Genomic DNA, 20443 nt, shown 5'->3' on the forward strand with positions numbered 1-20443 from the left:
CTGTACCGGCCCGTTTGCGGCCGGTACTGGCACACCTACCGCGCAACCAACCTGGCGCGATAGCTGCCCGGGCTCTGCCCCGTCCATTTCTTGAACGCCCGGTGAAACGCGCTGGGTTCCTGAAACCCCGCCAGCTCAGCCACTTCGGCGATGCTCAGTACCCCTTCGCGCAGGTGTTCAAACGCCATTGCCCGGCGCACTTCGTCCTTGATTTGCTGGTACGAACGCCCTTCCCGCTCCAACTGCCGGCGGAAGGTGCTGGCGCTGATACCCTGCTGCTGCGCCAACGCCGCCAAGGTCGGCCACTGCCCATAGCGCCGCGCACGCAGGTGGCGATAGACCTCGGCCACCAGGCCATTCTGGTTGCGAAAGCGAATCACCAGGCCTTGGGGCGCGCTACGCAAGAAGCCCTTCAAAGCTTGCAGGTTCTGCACCACGGGCAGGCGCAAGTAAGCGCTGTCGAACTCCACTTCGGTACGCCCACTGCCCAGGCGCAGGTCAGGCCCCCACAGCAGCAGGTCGTCGTCCTGGGCAGGGCGCGACACCGCCAGTTCGGTGCGGTCGATGCCAATGCGCCGCCCCGCCAGCCAGCACAGCAGGCCGATCATCAGCACCAGGTAGGTTTCCTCGGCGTATACCCGGGTCAGCGGGTCGGCGATGCTCGACTGCACGCTGATCACTGCCCTGCCCGCGCGCACCGTGAGGCTGCCGCGCAGGTCACGCAAGAACAAGCCAAAACCGCCCATGCACTGACGCAGGGCTTTTTCCAGGTTCGGCTCCAGAATCAGGCCGCGGCAGATCAAGGCAAAGCTGCCCAGCGGCATGCCGTGGCTGTCGAGGCAGAAGAACTCATCGTCCAACCGTTGAATCAGCGCCAGCCACAGCTGGGCGAATGCCTTGGCCGGCACGCGGGCCTGGGGCTGGTCGAGCAGCTGTGGATCGATGCCGACCGCACGCAGGTGTGCATCGCGCACGTCCGGGCGGTCGCGCAGGGCGTGCAGCATGGCCTTGAGGAAGTACACGGCGACCGTATCGCTATCGCGCATGGCGGGTTTCGCTGTCTATGCTGAGTGGCAAAAACTGCCAGGTTGAATGAACAGATCCGGCATAGGCTCTGGCAGAGCCTTTGCCTAGACTCGGGTGGACAAAGGGATCGCCGGCCATTCTCGCAGAGCCAGGCCCGGTCCCGCCATGCCTTCGCAATCGGAGCCCTTATGAGCAGCGCAGAAATCTACGTCGTCAGTGCCGTCCGTTCAGCCATTGGTGGCTTTGGCGGCTCTCTCAAGGACCTGCCGCTGGCAGACCTCGCCACCGCCGTGACCCGCGCCGCCATCGAGCGTGCCGGCGTGGATGCCGGGCAGATCGGCCACATGGTGATGGGCAGCGTGATCCCCACCGAGCCGCGTGATGCCTACCTGGCCCGGGTGGCGGCGATGAACGCCGGCATCCCCAAGGAAACCCCGGCCTTCAACGTCAACCGCCTGTGCGGCTCGGGCTTGCAAGCCATTGTTTCGGCAGCGCAGTGCCTGCTGCTGGGCGACACCGACGTGGCCCTGGCGGCGGGCGCCGAGTCCATGAGCCGCGGCCCGTACTTGCTGCCACAGGCACGTTGGGGCGCGCGCATGGGCGACTTGCAAGGCATCGACTACACCGTCGGCGTGCTGCAGGACCCCTTCGAACACTTCCACATGGGCATCACCGCCGAGAACGTTTCGGCCAAGCACGGCATCACCCGTGAAATGCAGGACGAGCTGGCCCTGACCAGCCAACGCCGCGCCGCACGCGCCATCGCCGAAGGCCGCTTCACCAGCCAGATCGTCCCGCTGGAACTGAAAACCCGCAAAGGCAGCGTGCAGTTCAGCGTCGATGAGCACGTGCGTGGCGATGTCACCGCAGAACAACTGGCCGCCATGAAGACCGTGTTCAAGAAAGACGGCACCGTCACCGCCGGCAATGCCAGTGGCATCAACGACGGCGCTGCCGGCCTGGTGCTGGCCAGCGGTGACGCCGTGCGCCGTCTGGGCCTGAAGCCGCTGGCACGCCTGGTGGCTTACGCCCATGCCGGCGTCGAGCCCGAGCTGATGGGCCTGGGCCCGATCCCGGCGACCCGCAAGGTGCTGGAAAAAACCGGCCTGCGTGTGCAGGACCTGGACGTGATCGAGTCCAACGAGGCCTTCGCCGCCCAGGCCTGCGCCGTAGCCCGTGCGCTGGACTTCGACCCGGAAAAGGTCAACCCGAACGGTTCGGGTATCTCCCTCGGCCACCCGGTCGGCGCCACCGGTGCGATCATCGCCACCAAGGCCATCCATGAGCTACACCGCATTCAGGGCCGCTACGCCCTGGCCACCATGTGCATAGGCGGTGGCCAAGGCATCGCCGTGGTCTTCGAGCGCGTCTGAGGGAAACTGACCCATGAACATTGAACAAATTGCCGTGATCGGCGCGGGCACCATGGGCAACGGTATCGCTCAAGTGTGCGCGGTGGCGGGCTACCAGGTGCTGCTGGTGGACGTGTCCGATGCCGCGCTGGAGCGTGGCGTGGCAACCTTGAGCAAAAACCTGGAGCGCCAGGTCAGCAAAGGCACGCTCGACGCCGACAAGGCCGAGGCAGCGAAAACCCGCATCCGCACCAGCACCGACTATGCCCAGCTCAGTGGCGCGCAGCTGGTGATCGAGGCGGCCACCGAAAACCTGCAGCTAAAGCAGCGCATTTTGCAGCAAGTGGCCGGCAACGTTGCCGCCGACTGCCTGATTGCCACCAACACCTCGTCGCTGTCGGTGACGCAACTGGCCGCGAGCATCGAGCACCCGGAGCGTTTCATCGGCGTGCACTTCTTCAACCCGGTGCCAATGATGGCCCTGGTCGAGATCATCCGTGGCCTGCAGACCAGTGACAGCACCTATGCCCAGGCCTTGCTGGTGACCGAAAAGGTCGGCAAGACCCCGATCACCGCCGGCAACCGCCCAGGCTTCGTGGTCAACCGCATCCTGGTGCCGATGATCAACGAAGCGATCTTCGTGCGCCAGGAGGGCCTGGCCAGTGCCGAGGACATCGACACCGGCATGCGCCTAGGCTGCAACCAGCCGATCGGCCCCTTGGCACTGGCCGACCTGATTGGCCTGGATACCCTGCTGGCGATCATGGAGGCCTTCCATGAGGGCTTCAATGACAGCAAGTACCGCCCTGCCCCGTTGCTCAAGGAAATGGTCGCGGCCGGTTGGCTGGGGCGCAAAAGCGGCCGCGGTTTCTTCACCTATTGAGGAGCGAGTGCCATGCCCCCGGTTAACGCTGCGATGCGCTGTGCCAGCTTTGAAGAGCGACGTGACCAGGCCATGGCGCTGTTTGCCGAGAAGGGTTTTGGCCAGGTCAGCATGCGTGAACTGGCAGCCCACGTGGGGTTGACCGCCGGTTCGCTGTATCACCATTTCCCGAGCAAGCAGGACCTGCTGTACGATTTGATCGAAGAGTTGTACGAGGAGCTGCAGGCCACCCTGGACCAAGGCCGCCGCGCCATGGCCCGGGGGGCATCGGCGTTGTCGTGCCTGATCGCGGCGCATTGGCAGTTGCATGCCGAGCGGCCCTTGCAGTTTCGCCTGGCAGAGCGGGATTTATGTTGTTTGAGCGAGGCGCAACAGGTGCACCTGGCGTCGTTGCGCAAGCGCTATGAGGCAGGGTTGCTGCGTTTGATTGCACCGCAGGCGAAACTGCCAGGGCAAGCGCTGGAGGCTACTGCGCATGTGCTGGCGACGTTGCTCAACCAACTGCCGGGGTTGCTCAAGGCATTGCCTCAAGAACAAGGCTTGGAGCTGATGGAGAACTTGCTGGTCGGTGGGATCGAGCGGACGCTGCGATAGCCTGCCAGGGCCTCTTCGCGGAGCACAGCGGATCGCCGCACCGCCGCGAAGGCCAGCTGCCTCAGCGCAACAGCGCCTGAATCTGTTCGTGCAGGGTATCCAGGTCGAACGGCTTGGCCAGGATCGGCGCCTTGCGCGTGATCGGGCTGCCCGATTCGAGAATCTCCGCCGGGTAGCCACTGATGAAAATCACCTTAAGCTCCGGTCGCAGTTTTACCGCAGGCTCGGCGATCTCCACCCCCGAAATGCCCCCTGGCAATCGAAAATCAGTGACCATCAAATCCAGGTGCGGCTTGCTCGCCAGGATCTTGAAGGCCTGTTCACCGTCTTCGGCCACCAGTACGTGATAACCCTCGCCTGCCAGGTAATCACGCAAAATCATGCGAATGGCCGGTTCATCCTCGACCACCAGCACCACATCTTGTGCATCTTCACTCATGATAACGCCTTGAAATTCTTACAGTTGGCCATCTGACCCCAGGCTTACGCAGAGGTTGCCCGCGCCTGGTCGTTTTGTTGTTGGAGCGTTGCCAGCGGCAATTGCAGGGTGAATGTGGCGCCCTGGCCTTCCTCGCTGTCAACCAGAATCCGCCCACCGTGGGCCTGGACGATCTGCTCGGAGATAAACAGCCCCAACCCCAGCCCACCACTGGCCTGCTGCGCAGCGACCCGCTCGAACTGCTGGAAGATCCGCTGCTGGTTGGCGGCGCTGATACCGATGCCCTGGTCCTGCACCTGTACCCAGGCCATGCCATCCTGCTCGAACACGCGAACCTCCACCGGCTTGCGTTCGCCGTAACGCATGGCATTGGACAACAGGTTGGCCACCACTTGTTCAATCCGAAACTCGTCCCACTCGCCCTGCAACGTTTCGCAGCACTGCAGCGCAATGTGCGTTTCCAGCGCCGTGGCCTGGGCCGTGAAGTTTTCCACCAGGCCACGCACCAGCTGGCCGATGTCAAACACCTTGGGCCGCAACGACAACTTGCCGGTGCGGATGCGCGAGACGTCGAGCATGTCCTCGATCAAGCGGATCAGGCTGTTGATCTGCCGTTCGTCACGTTCGACCATGGCCTGCAGCTTGTCGGCGCTGAAAGCCTCCAGGTTGCCCCGTGCCAGGTGCATCTTGCGCAGCTGGGTTTCCAGGATCAGGCCATTGAGCGGCGTACGCACCTCGTGCGAGACGATCGACATGAAGTCGTCGCGCATGCGCACGGCATGCTCCAGCTCGCCCCGCGCCAGTTGCAGTTGGTTCAGCAATACCTCCTGCTCCTGACGGCTGCGCTCCAGGGCTTCGAGCTGCCGACCTAGCACCTTGCGCTGGCGAAACAGGTCGACGAACACCGAGACCTTGCTTTTTACCGCCAGGGTGTCGAGCGGCTTGTGCAGAAAGTCCACCGCCCCGCTCTCGTAGCCCTTGAAGGCGTAATTCATCTCGCGCCCCGCCGCACTGACGAACACGATCGGGATGTTCTTGGTCTTGTCGGTGCCGCGCATCAACTCGGCCAGCTCGAAGCCGTTCATGCCCGGCATCTGCACATCGAGAATGGCCAGCGCGAATTCGTGCTCCAGCAGCAGCGACAACGCAGCTTCGGCAGACTGGGCCTGGTGCACCTCGCGGTCTTCGCCCTGGATCAGGGCATCGAGCGCCAGCAGGTTTTCCGGCAGATCGTCGACGATCAGCAGTTTGGCGATGGTGTGGCTTAGCATGCGCGGGTTTCCAAGGTCGCGAGCAGTTGCCCGATACCGCTCAGAGTAAGGATATGGTCGGGCTGATGCAGGGCCAGGGCGGCCTCTGGCATCAGGGCGACCTGTGCGTCGCGAGGGTCCTGGACAATTGTGCGGCCCCCATTGTTCTTGATGTAGGCAAGGCCCTTGGCGCCGTCTTCGTTGGCACCGGTGAGCAGCACGCCAAGCAGGCCGTCGCCATAGGCATCGGCCGCCGAAATGAACAGAAAATCGATCGCCGGGCGGGAGAAATGCACAGGTGCCTCCTGGCTCAGCGACAGCGTCAGGTCGTGCTCCACCGACAAGTGATAGCTCGGCCCCGCCACGTAGACCTGCCCGGCACTGATCCGTTCCTTGTCGCACGCCTCGCGCACCGGCCGGTGCAAGCGCCGCTGCAGCACTTCGGCCAGTTGGCTGTGGCGGTCGTCCGGCAGGTGCAGCACGCACAGCACCGGAAGGCTGAACGCCGGTGGCAGCGCGCCGAGCACCTCGAACAGTGCCGCCACCCCGCCCGCCGAGGCGCCAATCACCACTGCACGTACGCCGTTCATGATTTGCGGTAGATCCGTTCGGGCTTGACCAGTGGCTCGAAGCGCTCGCTGTAGGCCGAAAAATCTACCGACTCCTTGCTGCCCAGCACCAGGAACCCCCGATGGCAGAGCGACTCATGGAACAGCCCCAAGGCCCTATCCTGCAGCTCCTTGTTGAAGTAGATCAGCACGTTGCGGCACGACACCAGCTGGGTTTCGGAGAACACGCTGTCGGTGGCCAGGCTGTGGTCAGCGAAGGTCACGTTGTCGCGCAGGCTGCTGTCCATGATGGCGTTGCCATAGGCCGCGGTGTAGTACTCGGCGAAGTCGCGACGGCCACCGGCCAGGCGGTAGTTTTCTTCATACTCGCGCATGCTCTGCATCGAGTAGATACCTTGCTTGGCCTTGTCCAGCGAATGCGGGTTGATGTCGGTGGCATAGAGGATGGTGCGCTCGAGCAGGCCTTCCTCTCGCAGCAGGATGGCCATCGAGTACACCTCTTCACCGGTGCTGCAGCCGGCGACCCAGATCTTGATCGACGGCCATGTGCGCAGCAGCGGCACCACTTCATTGCGCAGCGCCAGGAAGTGGCTTGGGTCACGGAACATCTCGCTGACCGGGATCGTCAGGAACTGCAGCAACTGCATGAACATGCCCGGGTCGTGCAGCACCCGCTCCTGCAGCGCCGAGACTGTCAGGCAGTCGAACTGGCGCAGGGCATGAAGGATCCGGCGTTTGATCGAAGCGCCGGAGTAGTTGCGAAAATCGTAGCTGTACTTGAGGTAGATCGCCTCGATCAGCAGCCGGATCTCGATGTCGGTGTTGCGCTCGCTAGTCAAATTCGCTCCAGTTGCGGCAGCCACACCCGGATCAACGAGAACAGGCGGTCCAGGTCGATCGGTTTGGCCAGGTAATCATTGGCGCCAGCCTGCAGGCAACGCTGCTGGTCATCCTTCATCGCCTTGGCGGTCACGGCGATGATCGGCAGCTTGCGCCAGCGCGCTTGCTGGCGGATCAGCCGGGTCGCCTCGAAGCCGTCCATCTCCGGCATCATCACATCCATCAACACCAGGTCGATGTCGTCGTGCTGCTCCAGGCGCTCGATGGCCTCGCGCCCGTTTCGGCCGATCTCGACGATGGCGCCCTTGTGCTCCAGGGCACTGGTGAGGGCGAAGATATTACGCACATCGTCGTCCACCAGCAGCACTTTGCGGCCCTCGAACACCTTGTCGCGGCTGCGAGCGGTCTTGAGCATGCGCTGGCGCTCATGGGACAGCTGCGATTCGACTTTGTGCAGGAACAACGTCACTTCGTCGAGCAGGCGCTCAGGCGAGCGAGCGCCCTTGATGATGATCGAGAGCGAATACTTGAGCAGGTCGGCCTCTTCTTCACGGGTGAGGTTGCGCCCGGTGTAGACGATCACGGGTGGGAATGAACGGATGTCCTCTGCGGTCATGCGCTTGAGCAGCTCGTTGCCAAGCATGTCGGGCAGTTTGAGGTCGATGATCATGCAGTCGTAGATGTTCTCGCGCAGCAGCGCCAGGGCGTCCTGGGCCATGGCTACGGCGGTGATCTCGACATCGTCGTCGCCGATCAGGCGGGCGATGCTTTCACGCTGCAGGTCGTCATCTTCCACCAGCAGGATGTGCTTGAGCTTCTGGGTCAGTTTGGCTTCCAGGCGGGCGAACACTTCCTTGAGCTCTTCGCGGCTGGTCGGCTTGACCGCGTAACCCACCGCGCCCATGTGCATGGCCGCCTCGACGCGGTCTTCGACCGAAATGATGTGCACCGGAATGTGCCGGGTGCCGGCCAGCTCCTTGAGGCGCTGTAGCACGGTAAGGCCGGAGTGGTCGGGCAGGCGCATGTCCAGCAGCACGGCATCGGGAATGTAGCGCGCGGCCAGCTCGAAGCCTTCGTCGGCGCCCTGGGCCACCAGGCAGCTGTAACCCAGTTCGTGGGCCAGGTCGAAGAGGATCCGGGCGAAGTTCGGCTCGTCTTCGATCACCAGGATGCAGCGGCTGTCGAACGGCGCCCGGTCGCGGTCATCGGCGAAGGTAAGCGCCGGCAGTTTCGGTGCCGTGGCGGTGGAAACCTTGGGCGCCGGCGGCAGTGTGTCGACCGCAGGCCGCAGGCTGAGCGCCTCGACCTCCTCGCTTTCAACCTCGTAGCGCTCCGGTACGATCAGGCTGAACACGCTGCCTTGGCCCGGGCTGCTGTCGACGCTGATCTGCCCACCCAGCAAATGCGCCAGGTCGCGGGAAATCGACAGGCCCAGCCCAGTGCCGCCATAGCGGCGGTTGCTGCTGCCGTCGACCTGGTGGAAAGCGCCGAAGATCGCCTGCTGCTGGTCGGCGGCGATGCCGATGCCAGAGTCGCGGACGGCGAACACGATGCCGGTGCCGGCCTGGTAGCTGATGGTCATGTCGACCTGGCCCTGGTCGGTGAACTTGATGGCGTTGGACAACAGGTTCTTGAGGATCTGCTCCAGCCGTTGCCGATCGGTGAACAGTGTCACCGGCACCTGGGGCTCGAGCTTGACCTCGAAGGCCAGCCCCTTGTGCTCGGCCAGTGGCAGGAACATGCCGCGCAGGCCTTCGACCAGGCGCGCCAGCTGGGTGGTTTCTGGCCGCACTTCAAGCTTGCCGGCCTCGACCTTGGCGATGTCGAGGATATCGTTGATCAGGTTGAGCAGGTCGTTGCCAGCCGAATAGATGGATTCGGCGAACTTGATCTGCTCCCCGGTGAGGTTGCCCTCGCCGTTTTCCGCCAGCAGCTTGGCCAGGATCAGCGAGCTATTGAGGGGCGTGCGCAACTCGTGGGACATGTTGGCAAGGAATTCGGACTTGTACTTGCTTGAACGCTGCAGGTCATCAGCACGGGCCTGCAGCTCTTGCTGGGCCTGGCTGAGCTCGTCGTTCTTGCGGTCCAGGGCATCGGTGCGTTCGGACAACTGCTCGTTGGTCTGCTCCAGTTCGGCCTGCTGGGTCTCCAGGTGGGCCTGGGACTCCTTGAGCACGCGGGACTGTTCTTCGAGTTCTTCGTTGGCGGTTTTCAGCTCTTCTTGCTGCACTTGCAGCTCTTCGTTCAACTGCTGGGTCTCGGCCAGCACTTCCTGCAGACGCTGGCGATAACGCGCACTTTCGATGGACATGCCAAGGTTGCCGCCAACCCGCTCCATCAGCTCTTCATCGCGCGCCTGCAACGGGCGCAGGAACCCCAGTTCGATCACGCCGTTGATCTGCCCATCATCGGTGGCGGGCATCAGCAGTGCGCTGCGCGGCAGGCCATTGCCAAGGCCGGAACTCAAGCGGTAATAGTCGTCGGGCAGGTCCTCCAGGCGCAACAGCCGACCTTCACGCACAGCTTGGGCCAGCAAGCCATCGTGGTCGCCCTTGATCTGCTCGCGGGCCTGCTCTTCGGCGCTCAGGCCATAGCTGGCCACGCGCACCAGGCTGCCATGCTCATCGCGCACATACACCGCGCCGACCACGCTGCCCAGCGCCGCCGCGAAGAAGCGCAGGATGTTGTCGCCGAGCATCGGCAGGGTCAGTTGCCCCAGTACCTGCTGGGCCAGTTGGGTCTGGCCGTTGCGCAGCCAGGCCTGGTGCTCCAGACGCTCAGCAGCGCGCCGCTGGGCCTCGAGGTTTTCCGCGTAGCTGCTCGACAGCGCCAGCAGGTCGCGGCGCCCGAGGTAGGCCAGCAAGGCACTGAGGCCGACGATGAGCAGCACGAAAACCGAGATCGCGGTCACGGTGACCGAGCTGACTTTCTCGTTACGGGCCATGCGCAGTTGCTGCTCGGTGCTGATCAGGCCGTCGAATTCCTTGCGGATCTCGTCGGTGATGCGCTTGCCCCGCCCGTTGCCGATCGATGCCTGGTAGTCGCCCTGGTTACGGCGCAGGGTAATCATCTGGTTGCCGAAGTCGTTCCAGGCCTGCTGCAAGGCCATCAGCCGGTCGATACGGTCAACCTGCTGCGGGTTGTCCTCGACCATTGCGCGCAGGCTCTGAAGGCTGCCAAGAATTTTCGGCTTGGCCACCTCGTAGGGGTCGAGAAAGCGTTCGTCCCCGGTGATCAGGAAGCCGCGCATGCCGGTTTCCATGTCGATCGACAGCTTGACCGTCTCGTTGGCATTGCCGATCACCCGATCGGTATGCTCGACCCATTGCATGGCCGAGAGCAGGTAGTTGATCACCGCGACAAACGCCACGGCCCCCAAAAGCCCCACCCCAAGGGGCAGGCCGATGTTGCGGCTCAACAGCTTGCGGAAGCTTTGCTGGTCTATCGAGGCTGCTTGAATCATGTGATGACGCCCGAGCGAAAAAGTCCATTAAGAAGTGCGGCGAAAGACCGTTATTATTGCCAGCCACTGTGCTCACTGATAACAGCGAGTCTAACCAGCTTTGCCGAGCCTGGCAGGGCATTTAGCCAGTATTTGAAGGCTGGGTTTGCCAATCGTTCCATCTGATTGCAAGGATCGGTATCCTCGGGAACTTCTGCTGGCGTGCAGCGTACAGATTAAAGACATTCATTTGCACAGGAACCCAACCATGCACCTTCTGGTAGTCGAAGACGACGACATCGTACGCATGCTGATGGTCGAAGTGCTCGCCGAATTGGGCTACGAAGTCATCGAAGCGCAAGACGCCACCACCGCCTTGCGAGTGCTCGAAGATGCTTCGCAGGCCTTGGCGCTGATGATGACAGACGTGGGCCTGCCGGACATGCGCGGCGAAGAGTTGGCGCACCGTGCACGCGCACTGCGCCCGTTACTGCCGGTACTGTTTGCCAGTGGCTATGCCGAGAATGTCAACGTGCCAGAGGGCATGCACATGATCAGCAAGCCGTTCGGCATTGACCAGTTGCGCGACAAGGTCATGCAGATACTGCCCCCCTCCTGAACCCTGCGCGCACTCTTCGCGGCCACCCGCGAAGAGGCCCGCTCCCCTGCAATCGATTACAGCGTTCGGCGCAACAGGTAGGTGTCCATGATCCACCCCTTGCGCAATCTCTCCTGCGCCCGCACCTGCAAAATCCTCGCCTTCACCGCCTGCAACGGCCCGGCAATCAACACCTCGTCCGCGGTCCCCAGGTAGGCCCCCCAGTAAATTATCAGGTCAGGGTCATCGAGCGCAGCAAACGCGCCCTGCCCGTCGAGCATCACCACCACATTGTCGATGCGCGCCTGCTCGGCCAGGCGACGCCCCGGCAGCACGGTCAGCGGTTCACCGATACGGTTGAGCGGCACCTGATGCCGAGCGGCCAGGGCCTGGACGCTACTGATGCCGGGGACCACCTGCAGGCGCACTGCCAACCCGCCTTCGCGGACAAGGTCGAGAATGCGCAGGGTGCTGTCGTACAGGCCAGGTTCGCCCCACAACAGAAAGGCACCGGCTTCGCCGACAGCCACCTCGTCTTCGATCATGCGGGCATACAGCGCGGCGCGCTGGCGGTGCCAGTCCTGCACCGCGCCCACATAATCCGCCGCCTGGCCGTCGCGCGAAGGGTCGGCCACCTGCACCAGCCGGTAGCCACCCTCGGGTCGATAGCGTTCGAGAATCGCCTTGCGCAAGCGCACCAGTTCGTCCTTCTGCGTGCCCTTGTCGAGCACGAAGAAAACGCTGGCGCGACGTAGCGCCTCGACCGCTTCATAGGTGATCTGACGCGGATCACCCGGGCCGATGCCAATCAACAACAGGTCTTTCATTGCCCTGCCCTTTGCCACTACCCGTGGCCATTCTCGGCCAGTCATGGGTCTTTGGCAAAGCCACCGGCTAGAAGATGGAGAAGTTGTAACTGACGATGACGCGAGTCTCGTCCATGTCACGTGCCCACTTCTCATAGTTGCTGCGGTAAGTGGAGTTGCGCAGACGTACGCTGACATCCTTGAATGTGCCACTTTGCACCTGGTACTTGAACTCGGTGTCGCGTTCCCATTCCTTGCCTTCGCCCGTGCTGCCCGGGACCTTGATATGGTCGCCATTGATGTAACGGGTGAAGAAGGTCAGGCCGGGGACACCCAGCGCTTTGAAGTCATAGTCATAACGCAGTTGCCAGGAACGTTCCTGGGCGGCGGCGAAGTCGTTGACCTGGGCGTAGTTGACCAGATAAGGGTTGCTGCCATCCAGGTACGGCATGGCGCTGTCACCGTACATGCGCTGCCAGCCGGCACTGACCTTGTGGCCCCCCAGGCTGTAGCCGAGCATACCGCTGAAGGCACGGTGGTCGATGGCGCCTGCGCGGGCATTGCCGATGTCGTCGCTCTTGATCAGGCGCAGGTCGGCCGACAGGCTGCCCACCGCCAGCGGCTGGCTCGCCACCAGGCCGAGAAAGTGCTGGCGATAGATGTTCTCCAGCTTGGCCACCTGGTACTGGGCGCTGACACGGTCACTGAAACGGTAGTCGAGGCCCGCCAGGTCGAAGTGGTCGGCTTCGATATCGCAGGCATAGCGCTTGTTCTTGCAGTGCACGCGAATGTCCTGGCGGTCAGTGGAGTCCCGTGCGGTGTACTTGTTCAGGCGCGCCAGGGTGAACTTCAGATCGTGTATTTCTTCGGAGGTCAACAGCGCGCCGTGGAACAGGGTGGGCAGCAGCCGGCCATCGTTGTATTTGATCAGCGGCATGTCCGGCATCATCGAGCCGTACTTGAAGACCGTGTTGGACACTTTGACCTTGGCCGCCAAGCCCATCTTCGCGTATTGATCCGCCGAATGCCGCGGGTCGTGGCCAGAAGACGGCAGCAGGCCGCTGTTACTGTCCGCCGGGCTGGAATCGAGCTTTACCCCGAACAGGCCGATTGCATCAACGCCAACGCCTACCGGCCCCTGGGTAAAGCCGGACTGCACATTGAGGATAAAACCTTGCGCCCACTCTTCGCGCTTGGAGGCGCCCTGGCTGGAACTGCTGTGGCCATCACGGAAGTCGCGGTTGAAGTAGACATTCCGCGCTTCGACCTTGGCGCTGCTGTCTTCAAGAAAACCGGCGGCCTGGGCATTGACGCCGGCACACAAAAGGAACAAGCCGGCAACACGGCGCCCAGGGGCGTGAGGGAGGGGGGCAAACATGCGTGGAAACATCCAGAAAGAAAGGCAAAAAACAACCTGCAGCAAACACCTGCTGCGGTACTGCGACACGCCCGAACAGTCGCCGGGCATCATCTGAAATGATCGCGCAAAGGCTCTGGCTCAGGCCATTGGACCTTGGTCTAGAACCGTTCTCGATGGCCCTCGAACTCCTCACGAAATAGCGCCCGGAAAACCTGTAAAGTTCCGTGCTTACTTATAAAAAGTTTGCAGTTTACCCAGTAGCAATGAATGACTACACTCGATGTCAGCGAACAGCGGAACCCACCCCGTGGCCGGCGTTTTGTACTACTTCAATGTTCGTCACGCCCTGCCACGAAAGACGTACAGGAGTGATTACAGTGTCCAGACTTGCAGAGTTTCGTGCTGCCGAAAAAGCGCTTCAGGAACAAATGGCTCAACTGGAAGCGCTGAAAAAGGATGCCGGCCTCAAACGCGAAATCGAATTCGAGCAGAAACTAGTCGGCCTGATGAAAAGCTATGACAAGGGTCTGCGCGATATCATCGCCATCCTCGACCCCAAGGCGGCAACTCGGGCCACCAGTACTGCCCCCAAACAACAGCGCCGACCGCGCGTGGTCAAGGTGTACGAGAACCCCCACACCGGCGAGCTGATTGAAACCAAAGGGGGCAACCATCGTGGGCTGAAGGCCTGGAAAGAAGAGTACGGCGCCGCCACGGTAGAAAGTTGGGTACGCTGATGAAACGTCCACATGTACTTCACACTTTTTTCACAAGGGCTGGCTCACTATCGAGACAGCTAAAGGACTAGCGACCCCACGCGCCCGCACATGCGGGCCTCTCTTCCAGCGCCCTGCCTCGTGCAGGGCGCTTTCATTTGCGCAATCGCTTCACTGCCGTATCATGGCCAGCCTGTCTGTTTTGCCGGTGCCTCGCGCCCGGCCCCGTCTCAGGAGTTCCCATGAGCCTGCACGATCTGCAAACCCTGCCTGGCGTCACCGCGCAGCCGGATACCGCCACTGCCAAATTCGTCTTCAACCACACCATGCTGCGGGTCAAGGACATCGAGAAGTCGCTGGACTTCTACACCCGCGTCCTGGGCTTCCGCCTGGTGGACAAGCGCGACTTCCCCGAAGCCGCCTTCAGCCTGTACTTCCTGGCCCTGGTCGACCCGGCGCAGATCCCTGCCGATGACGCCGCGCGCCACCAGTGGATGAAGTCGATCCCAGGTGTTCTGGAGCTGACCCACAACCACGGCACCGAACACGACGCCGATTTTGCCTACCACAACGGCAACACCGACCCACGCGGTTTCGGCCACATCTGCATTTCGGTGCCAGACGTGCGCGAAGCCTGCGCGCGCTTCGAAGCACTCGAAGTCCCCTTCCAGAAACGCCTGGCAGATGGGCGCATGAACCACCTGGCCTTCGTCAAGGACCCGGATGGCTACTGGATCGAAGTGATTCAGCCGACTGAACTCAAGGGCTGAGCCTCAACGCTATTCGCTCGTCGGGCCGGGAACTCTCGGCCCCTTGCTGTGGTATATGAAAGTAACGGTTTCATAAGCACAGCGAGGTAAGGACGATGCAATCTCTTCACTGTGAACACCGCAAGTACACCATCACCGCCAGCGTGATGCCCCACCCCGACTCCCCCCTACCCTACGCCGCCGGGTGCCTGATCACCGACCCTGAAGGGCATACCAGCAAGCGCATCCCCATGCCGATGAAGTTCTTCTCGGACCTTGAGAACGCCCAGCATGTGTCACTGGCGCATGGGCGTGCCTTGGTGGATCAGCAGTTGGACAAGGGCCACAAGGCGTTCTGATTGCTAACCGGTGCTGGCCCCTTCGCGGCTACCCGCGAAGAGGCCGGTCAAGACGACCTAGATATCCCTGGCATATACCACAGCAGCTTCAACCTGCTCACGTGTCGGCCGCACGCCGGTATACAGCACGAACTGCTCCAGTGCCTGCAATGCAATCACCTCCAGGCCTGTGATCACCGGCTTGCCCAACGCCTGCGCCCGCTTGATCAAGGGCGTCTGCGCCGGCATCGCCACCACATCGAATACCCGCTCTGCCGCTGCAATGGCGTTCTCGGAAAACGCCAGCACGTCGGCCTCCGGGCCACCGGCCATGCCAATGGGTGTCACGTTCACCAGCATCGGCGGGCACAGGTCACCGAGTTCGGCAACCCACCGATAACCACAGACATCCGCCAGTTGCCGCCCAGCCTGCTCGTTGCGCGCCACGATCATGCCCTCGTTGAAGCCCGCATCACGCAGGGCGCTGGCCACCGCCTTAGCCATGCCGCCACTGCCGCGCAGGGCAAAGGCGGTGGCCGGGTCGACCTGATGCTGCTCCAGCAATTGACGCACCGCCAGGTAATCGGTGTTGTACGCCTTCAGATGGCCGCCGGTATTGACCAGCGTGTTGACCGACTCGATGGCAGCGGCGGAGGGGTCAACCTCATCGACCAGGGCCATGCAGGCCTCCTTGTAGGGCATCGACACCCCACACCCGCGAATCCCTAGAGCACGAATGCCCGCCACCGCCGCCGGCAGGTCGTCGGTGCTCATGGCCTTGTAGTAGAAGTCCAGGCCCAACTGCTGATACAGGTGGTTATGGAAACGCACGCCGAAGGTACCGGGCCGGCCGGCCAGGGAGATGCACAGCTGCGTGTCTCTGCTGGGAGTCGTCGACATAACCTGCTCCTTTTTCAGAACTGAATCGTTTCTTCAGCGTATCAGACGCAGCCGCTTGTCGTCCCTTACACAACGTTTATGGCGGGCGCGATCGCGCTCGCCACGCTGGTGATCGTTGATAAAACTAATGACCACTATCGAGCAAGTTGATTTCAAACCACCGAGGCTGCTGCGTAAGGTAGGGCCATGTTCCACAGGAGGTCCCCATGGCCACTATCCAGATCATGTCCGTTGTTGGCAGCGCCGTCCCCCCTTCACTGCGTCAGCAGGGCCAGCTGGCGTGCTGGTACCTGGTGCGCAACGGCGAGCCCGTGAGCGGCCCCCTGCTGACCCGCGCCTCGGCCCAAGCCCTGGCTGAGCAGTTGCAGCCAGGTACCCTGGCCGCTTGACCTGAACGTGTTGTGCGTTGCTCCCTCTCCCTTTTGCGGCCCGCCTTTTGGCGGGCCTTTTTTTTCTTCACGGAATGCTGGGGAAGTGGGGCTGCTATGTGCTTGTCGGGAGAAAGGGTGATGGCGGCTAGCTGCCATCACCGTGTGCGGTAACCGAACGATTGTTGCTGACGCCTTGCATGTGCCAGCGCATACGTGCAAGGGTAAAAAAGGAACGTCAGCCACCAAAAAGGAAGATAAGCACCTTATGCTTGGAATCACACGTATCCATCGCTACGTGCGCCCATTGCCTGCAAGCCAAGCTGCAGCCAGTGGGCGTGACGTCAACGGCAAACCAGGCGCCCGCCTGGCCGCAAAGCTTACCGCCCTCCTCTGCACACCCCGCGCCGTCCCGCCCTACCTCTGGGTCGACCCCGAGCGCGCCCCTGTTGATCGCCTGCCCCCTACCTGACCGCCCATGCGCCGTCATACCGCACTCGCCATTCAGTGACTGAAGGTGGGATGTTTCACGCAAGAAAAGGGGCAACACCCAATGATCATGTTTCAGGGCAAGAAAATTCACAGCGCCATCTTCGACATGGATGGCACGATGTTCGACACCGAGCGCCTACGTTTCAGAACGCTGAAACAGGCTTCGCTGGAAATCTTCGGCAAAGCCTTGAGCGAGCAGACACTGATCGGCTCGCTGGGCCTGAGCGCGAAAAGGGCCGAGGCCCTCGCCAAGGCCCACAACGGCGATGACTTCCCTTATGCGCAGATCCGCCAGCGCGCCGACGAGCTCGAACTGGAGCACGTGCGCAACCATGGCGTGCCGATCAAGGCCGGCCTGCTCGAGGTGCTGGAGCGCCTGCGCAAGTCCGGCCTGACCCTGGCGGTCGCCACTTCCAGCCGACGTGCCATCGCCGAGGAGTACCTGATCAATGCCAACGTGCTCAAGTACTTCGACATCACCGTCTGCGGCGACGAAGTCAGTCAAGGCAAACCCCACCCGGAAATCTTTCTGCGCGCCGCCCGCGCGCTCAATTGCCAACCCAGCCAGTGCTTCATGGTCGAGGACTCGGAAAACGGCTTGCTCTCGGCGATCCGCGCCGAGGGCCAGGCAATCCTGATCGAAGACATCAAGCCGCCCGCGCCCGAGGTCAAGGCCGGCGCGCTTAAAGCCTACCCTGGCATGCACGCTTTCCTCGCCGACTTGAGCGAGTGCGTGCCCGACCTGGGCATGCCGGCGCTCGACGATTCGTTCCCTGCTTCACTGAACCAGTTCCGTGTCGGCATCCACGGCTTCGGCGCTATCGGTGGAGGCTACCTGACCCAGGTGTTGTCCCATTGGGACGGCTACACGCGTCCCTGTGAAATCATTGCTGCGACCCGTTCACGCATGCTCCGGGAATCAGTCGCTGCGTTCGGCCGCTACAGCGTGCGCTACGGCGCCAGCGCGTTCGACCAGACCATCGACAATGTGCGCATGATCGACATGGACGACGAGGAGGCGGTGATCGAGATGTACAACGCCGCCGAAGTGGTCGGCATGAGTCTGCCCGAACAGGCAATCCATCATCAGGCCAGGGCCATTGCCAAGGGCTTGCTGCGACGCTTCGAACGTAGGGGGCGCGAGCTGACGCTCCTGATCGTGTTGAACAAGATCGGCGGTGCAGCGTTCGTCCGGCGCCAGGTGCAAGCGCAGTTGGCATTGCTGTGCACGCCACAGGTGTGCAAGCAGGTGCTGGAAAAGACCCACTTCGCCGAAACGGTAGTCAGCCGCATCGTTTCCAAGATCAGCAATGACGCGCTGGTTCGGCAGTTGCGCATCAAGTCGCAGATCTTCAGGAACAGCCTGGAGGACGAGCCGACGGTCACCCGCAAACCCGCCACGCCGGCCCCTGAGTACGAACGGCTGATCGGGCACTTCAGGCCTTTTGCGCAGTCCAGCAGCGCCATGAGCCAGTTGCACCTGATCCTGTTCAACAGCGAGCCCGACATGCCGCTGTACGTGGAGCGTGGCAGTGATTTGCTGGAGCGGCTGCGCCAGGTGAAAACGGTCGCGGACATTACCCAGATCCAGATCATCAAGAACCGTTTGTGGAATGGGCCGCATGCAATCATCGCCTGGTATGCCAGCCTGCTGGGGCATACCTGGGTTGGCCAGGGGATGGGGGACGCCCGTGTCAGTGCGCTGGCAGAGCGCCTCATTCACCAGGAAGTGGCGCCGGCATTGATGGCCGAGTACCCGCAGATGTCAGAGGTTGTCAGCAGCTTTGCCAATGCGTTCCTCGAACGGTGCAAAACGTCGTTCAAGGACCCTTGCGTGCGGGTCGGGCGCGATCCGATGCGTAAATTGCAGCGTAACGAGCGCATCCTCAGCAGCATCGACCTGGCGCGCAAGCATGGCATTCAGACGCCTGCGCTGGCGTTCGGGGCGGCGCTGGCCATTCACTATGCGCTGCACGGCAACGCCAGCAAGGACCGGGAAGCCCAGTTGATGAAGGCACTGTACAAGGCCAGTGACGAACGTGTCGAAGCGGTGTTGACCCATGACGGGGATTATCACGGCAAGCCTTACCTGGGACTGGACCCGGTCAGTGATGCGGACCTGGTCGAAAGCATTTCGGCCAACTTCCGGCTGTTGCAGCAACGGGACAGGGCTGACTGGACCCTACCCTCTGCGTTGACGCGCGGATCATCTCCATCCCACCTCTGCGAAGTGACGGAATGCGACCGGTGATGGCTCCGAGTTGGCCACGCTTGAAACGAGGGTAATGGGTACAGGATGGGTACAGGATTAAATTTCGTTCACGTAGCGCCCTTTAGTCATAAGGCATTCGACAGCAATTCAGCCATACTCCAGACATGTTTTTCACGTTTTGAAGAGTTTCGCAAAGCGGAGAAAGCCCGTATTTACGGGCCCTCCAGCCCTCCCCGCGACACTCCATCCCCCTCCAAAACACAGCCATTGGTACAAAAATTGGTACGATCCAGCTGTACGTCCATCCAGCACATTCCAGTGATGCTGCAGTAGTGTGAGAATCGATCCTCAGGCCGCATCACAAGCGGCCTGTGCATCGCTTCTGTCTAGTACAGATCGGCTAGTTTCGGCGACTTTCGACCAGTAAAACCGAGAGGCTTTCGAGCGGTTTTAGACACCATGCCCCTCCTCCGGCGTCCTGCCGAGTAGCCCGCCTAATCCAGCGTGGGCGCAACATTCCCTACCCCTTTGATCACCTTGATGCCCCATTCGGGCAGTGGCTCGTGGTAGCCGAACAGGCCGCAGGCGTACATGTCCTCGTGCTCGTTTAGGCCGTAGAGCCGCGCCGCCTCGGCAAACTCCAGCATCTCGCACAGCTGGTCTTCGCCCACTTCCCCGCGCCGGTGGGCGGCCATGGCCATCTCAGCCAGGACGGCAGCTCGGTTATCTGGATCGGTGGCTAGGGCGAACTGGTCGTTGAGCTCGTCCAGCCAGGCCCGCGGTAGTCGGCTCATCATTCTGCCTTGCACCACCACGACTGCGCGTACATCACGCCGCCGATCTCCTCGATGCCATTGATGTTCATGCCGAGTTGGGCCATGCCGTTGACCTTGGCATCGTGCAGCCGGGGTATCACGTCAGGCCCAGGGGTCGGATTGAACACCCAGGCCTGGGTCGCGACCCGGCCCAGTGGCTCACTGTGATTGTCGCCGATGTGGATGTCTGCCCGGAGCGGCGTGATCTTCCCGAGCTGACTGGTGGGGATAGCCACGCCATTCACGCGGCGGCGAACGAGGAGGAAATACATAGGGCACCGATACTGTACAAAAACACAGTATCCTATAGGCGAAACCTGGTACGGGGAATTGCCGATCAGCGGGTCAGTGCAATGGTGGTAGATCCTTTCCACGAGCCTTGGCTATGACCCGAAGCTGGTAGTCGGACACCGCCTGGAACAGAGATTCAGCCAGCAGGCGGAGCCGCTCAACCTCCTCTGGTGGAGCGCTAGAATCCTGAGCCTTGTGGTAGGCACGGAATGCGTCCACTGCCTGCTGGATCAGCGGCTCGCCGGCCTCAACCATTCCTACGAAAGTACGCTTGTCCATTACCATGCCCAGGCTAGTGTGGTGTTTCAGAAATACCACTGAAAATCATTTGCCCAGCGCTCGCGCCGCGCGAGCGACTGAGGCAAGGATGTCCTCGGCCTTCTTGTGCCACCGAAATGGCTTC

At 62.0% G+C, this 20443-nt stretch carries 22 protein-coding genes; 10 read left to right on the forward strand and 12 right to left on the reverse strand.

The features are described 5' to 3' along the window. Positions 1 to 35 precede the first annotated feature (35 nt). Entirely contained in the window at positions 36 to 1046 is a 1011-nt protein-coding gene (locus HU766_RS24085; RefSeq protein ID WP_186661268.1) for an AraC family transcriptional regulator, read from the reverse strand. A 168-nt stretch (positions 1047 to 1214) separates the two neighbouring features. Here HU766_RS24085 and HU766_RS24090 point away from each other — a divergent pair, with 168 nt between their 5' ends. The 3 genes from HU766_RS24090 to HU766_RS24100 are packed head-to-tail and all read left to right on the forward strand — an operon-like array spanning position 1215 to position 3855. After that, positions 1215 to 2399: an acetyl-CoA C-acyltransferase family protein gene (locus tag HU766_RS24090; protein WP_033698835.1), complete on the forward strand. Its 1185-nt coding sequence runs from the start codon at positions 1215 to 1217 to the stop codon at positions 2397 to 2399. 13 nt (positions 2400 to 2412) lie between these two features. After that, positions 2413 to 3261: a 3-hydroxybutyryl-CoA dehydrogenase gene (locus HU766_RS24095; RefSeq protein ID WP_033698836.1), complete on the forward strand. Its 849-nt coding sequence runs from the start codon at positions 2413 to 2415 to the stop codon at positions 3259 to 3261. Between the two features lie 12 nt (positions 3262 to 3273). Further along, positions 3274 to 3855: a TetR/AcrR family transcriptional regulator gene (locus HU766_RS24100; RefSeq protein ID WP_186661270.1), complete on the forward strand. Its 582-nt coding sequence runs from the start codon at positions 3274 to 3276 to the stop codon at positions 3853 to 3855. Positions 3856 to 3916: 61 nt separating this feature from the next. On the opposite strand, the gene HU766_RS24105 is transcribed toward HU766_RS24100, so the two are convergent. Genes HU766_RS24105 through HU766_RS24125 form a run of 5 tightly spaced genes read right to left on the reverse strand, consistent with a single transcriptional unit; the run spans position 3917 to position 10416 of the window. After that, positions 3917 to 4294, reverse strand: a complete 378-nt coding sequence (locus tag HU766_RS24105; RefSeq protein ID WP_186661272.1) for a response regulator — start codon at positions 4292 to 4294, stop codon at positions 3917 to 3919. Positions 4295 to 4338: 44 nt separating this feature from the next. Continuing rightward, on the reverse strand, positions 4339 to 5565 hold the full coding sequence (locus HU766_RS24110; protein WP_186661274.1) for a hybrid sensor histidine kinase/response regulator: 1227 nt from the start codon (positions 5563 to 5565) through the stop codon (positions 4339 to 4341). Continuing rightward, positions 5559 to 6134 carry a chemotaxis protein CheB gene (locus tag HU766_RS24115; protein WP_033698842.1) on the reverse strand — a complete coding sequence of 192 codons (576 nt, stop codon included), beginning with the start codon at positions 6132 to 6134 and terminating at the stop codon, positions 5559 to 5561. Before HU766_RS24115 ends, HU766_RS24110 begins: the two co-directional genes overlap by 7 nt. Then, a complete protein-coding gene (locus HU766_RS24120; protein WP_033698843.1) occupies positions 6131 to 6952 on the reverse strand; it encodes a protein-glutamate O-methyltransferase CheR in 822 nt (273 codons plus the stop codon). Before HU766_RS24120 ends, HU766_RS24115 begins: the two co-directional genes overlap by 4 nt. Then, complete coding sequence (locus HU766_RS24125) at positions 6949 to 10416, reverse strand: response regulator (protein ID WP_186661276.1); 3468 nt, start codon at positions 10414 to 10416, stop codon at positions 6949 to 6951. Before HU766_RS24125 ends, HU766_RS24120 begins: the two co-directional genes overlap by 4 nt. A 247-nt stretch (positions 10417 to 10663) precedes the next feature. Between HU766_RS24125 and HU766_RS24130 the strand changes: the two genes are divergently transcribed. Further along, entirely contained in the window at positions 10664 to 11014 is a 351-nt protein-coding gene (locus HU766_RS24130; RefSeq protein ID WP_186661278.1) for a response regulator, read from the forward strand. Between the two features lie 56 nt (positions 11015 to 11070). On the opposite strand, the gene cobF is transcribed toward HU766_RS24130, so the two are convergent. Beyond that, positions 11071 to 11820, reverse strand: a complete 750-nt coding sequence (cobF, locus tag HU766_RS24135) for a precorrin-6A synthase (deacetylating) (protein ID WP_186661280.1) — start codon at positions 11818 to 11820, stop codon at positions 11071 to 11073. Between the two features lie 67 nt (positions 11821 to 11887). Further along, entirely contained in the window at positions 11888 to 13177 is a 1290-nt protein-coding gene (locus tag HU766_RS24140) for an OprD family porin (protein WP_033698850.1), read from the reverse strand. Positions 13178 to 13536: 359 nt separating this feature from the next. On the opposite strand from HU766_RS24140, the gene HU766_RS24145 reads away from it, so the two are divergent. The 3 genes from HU766_RS24145 to HU766_RS24155 all read left to right on the forward strand — a co-directional run bounded on the left by HU766_RS24145 (position 13537) and on the right by HU766_RS24155 (position 14983). After that, entirely contained in the window at positions 13537 to 13896 is a 360-nt protein-coding gene (locus tag HU766_RS24145; protein WP_033698852.1) for a histone-like nucleoid-structuring protein, MvaT/MvaU family, read from the forward strand. A 221-nt stretch (positions 13897 to 14117) separates the two neighbouring features. After that, a complete protein-coding gene (gene gloA, locus HU766_RS24150; RefSeq protein ID WP_047580995.1) occupies positions 14118 to 14645 on the forward strand; it encodes a lactoylglutathione lyase in 528 nt (175 codons plus the stop codon). Between the two features lie 95 nt (positions 14646 to 14740). Beyond that, on the forward strand, positions 14741 to 14983 hold the full coding sequence (locus HU766_RS24155) for a hypothetical protein (protein ID WP_033698855.1): 243 nt from the start codon (positions 14741 to 14743) through the stop codon (positions 14981 to 14983). 57 nt (positions 14984 to 15040) lie between these two features. On the opposite strand, the gene HU766_RS24160 is transcribed toward HU766_RS24155, so the two are convergent. Continuing rightward, the gene (locus HU766_RS24160) at positions 15041 to 15862 is read right to left on the reverse strand and encodes a shikimate 5-dehydrogenase (protein ID WP_033698856.1); all 822 of its coding nucleotides are present in this window, start codon (positions 15860 to 15862) and stop codon (positions 15041 to 15043) included. Between the two features lie 206 nt (positions 15863 to 16068). Here HU766_RS24160 and HU766_RS24165 point away from each other — a divergent pair, with 206 nt between their 5' ends. From HU766_RS24165 to HU766_RS24175, 3 genes are all read left to right on the forward strand, one after another. After that, on the forward strand, positions 16069 to 16251 hold the full coding sequence (locus tag HU766_RS24165) for a hypothetical protein (RefSeq protein WP_186661283.1): 183 nt from the start codon (positions 16069 to 16071) through the stop codon (positions 16249 to 16251). Between the two features lie 247 nt (positions 16252 to 16498). Further along, positions 16499 to 16702, forward strand: a complete 204-nt coding sequence (locus HU766_RS24170; RefSeq protein WP_186661285.1) for a hypothetical protein — start codon at positions 16499 to 16501, stop codon at positions 16700 to 16702. An 81-nt stretch (positions 16703 to 16783) separates the two neighbouring features. Continuing rightward, complete coding sequence (locus tag HU766_RS24175) at positions 16784 to 18973, forward strand: HAD family hydrolase (RefSeq protein WP_186661287.1); 2190 nt, start codon at positions 16784 to 16786, stop codon at positions 18971 to 18973. Between the two features lie 455 nt (positions 18974 to 19428). Here HU766_RS24175 and HU766_RS24180 read toward each other — a convergent pair whose 3' ends face one another. From HU766_RS24180 to HU766_RS24190, 3 genes are all read right to left on the reverse strand, one after another. Next, positions 19429 to 19731 (reverse strand): hypothetical protein, encoded by a 303-nt coding sequence (locus tag HU766_RS24180; RefSeq protein WP_186661289.1) that lies wholly within the window; start codon positions 19729 to 19731, stop codon positions 19429 to 19431. After that, positions 19728 to 20021 (reverse strand): hypothetical protein, encoded by a 294-nt coding sequence (locus HU766_RS24185; protein WP_186661291.1) that lies wholly within the window; start codon positions 20019 to 20021, stop codon positions 19728 to 19730. The genes HU766_RS24180 and HU766_RS24185 overlap by 4 nt, the downstream gene beginning before the upstream one ends. Positions 20022 to 20094: 73 nt before the next feature. Continuing rightward, the gene (locus HU766_RS24190) at positions 20095 to 20319 is read right to left on the reverse strand and encodes a hypothetical protein (protein ID WP_186661293.1); all 225 of its coding nucleotides are present in this window, start codon (positions 20317 to 20319) and stop codon (positions 20095 to 20097) included. Positions 20320 to 20443: the final 124 nt, after the last annotated feature.

It is taken from the genome of Pseudomonas sp. SWRI77, assembly GCF_014269105.1.
Lineage (GTDB): Bacteria > Pseudomonadota > Gammaproteobacteria > Pseudomonadales > Pseudomonadaceae > Aquipseudomonas > Aquipseudomonas capeferrum.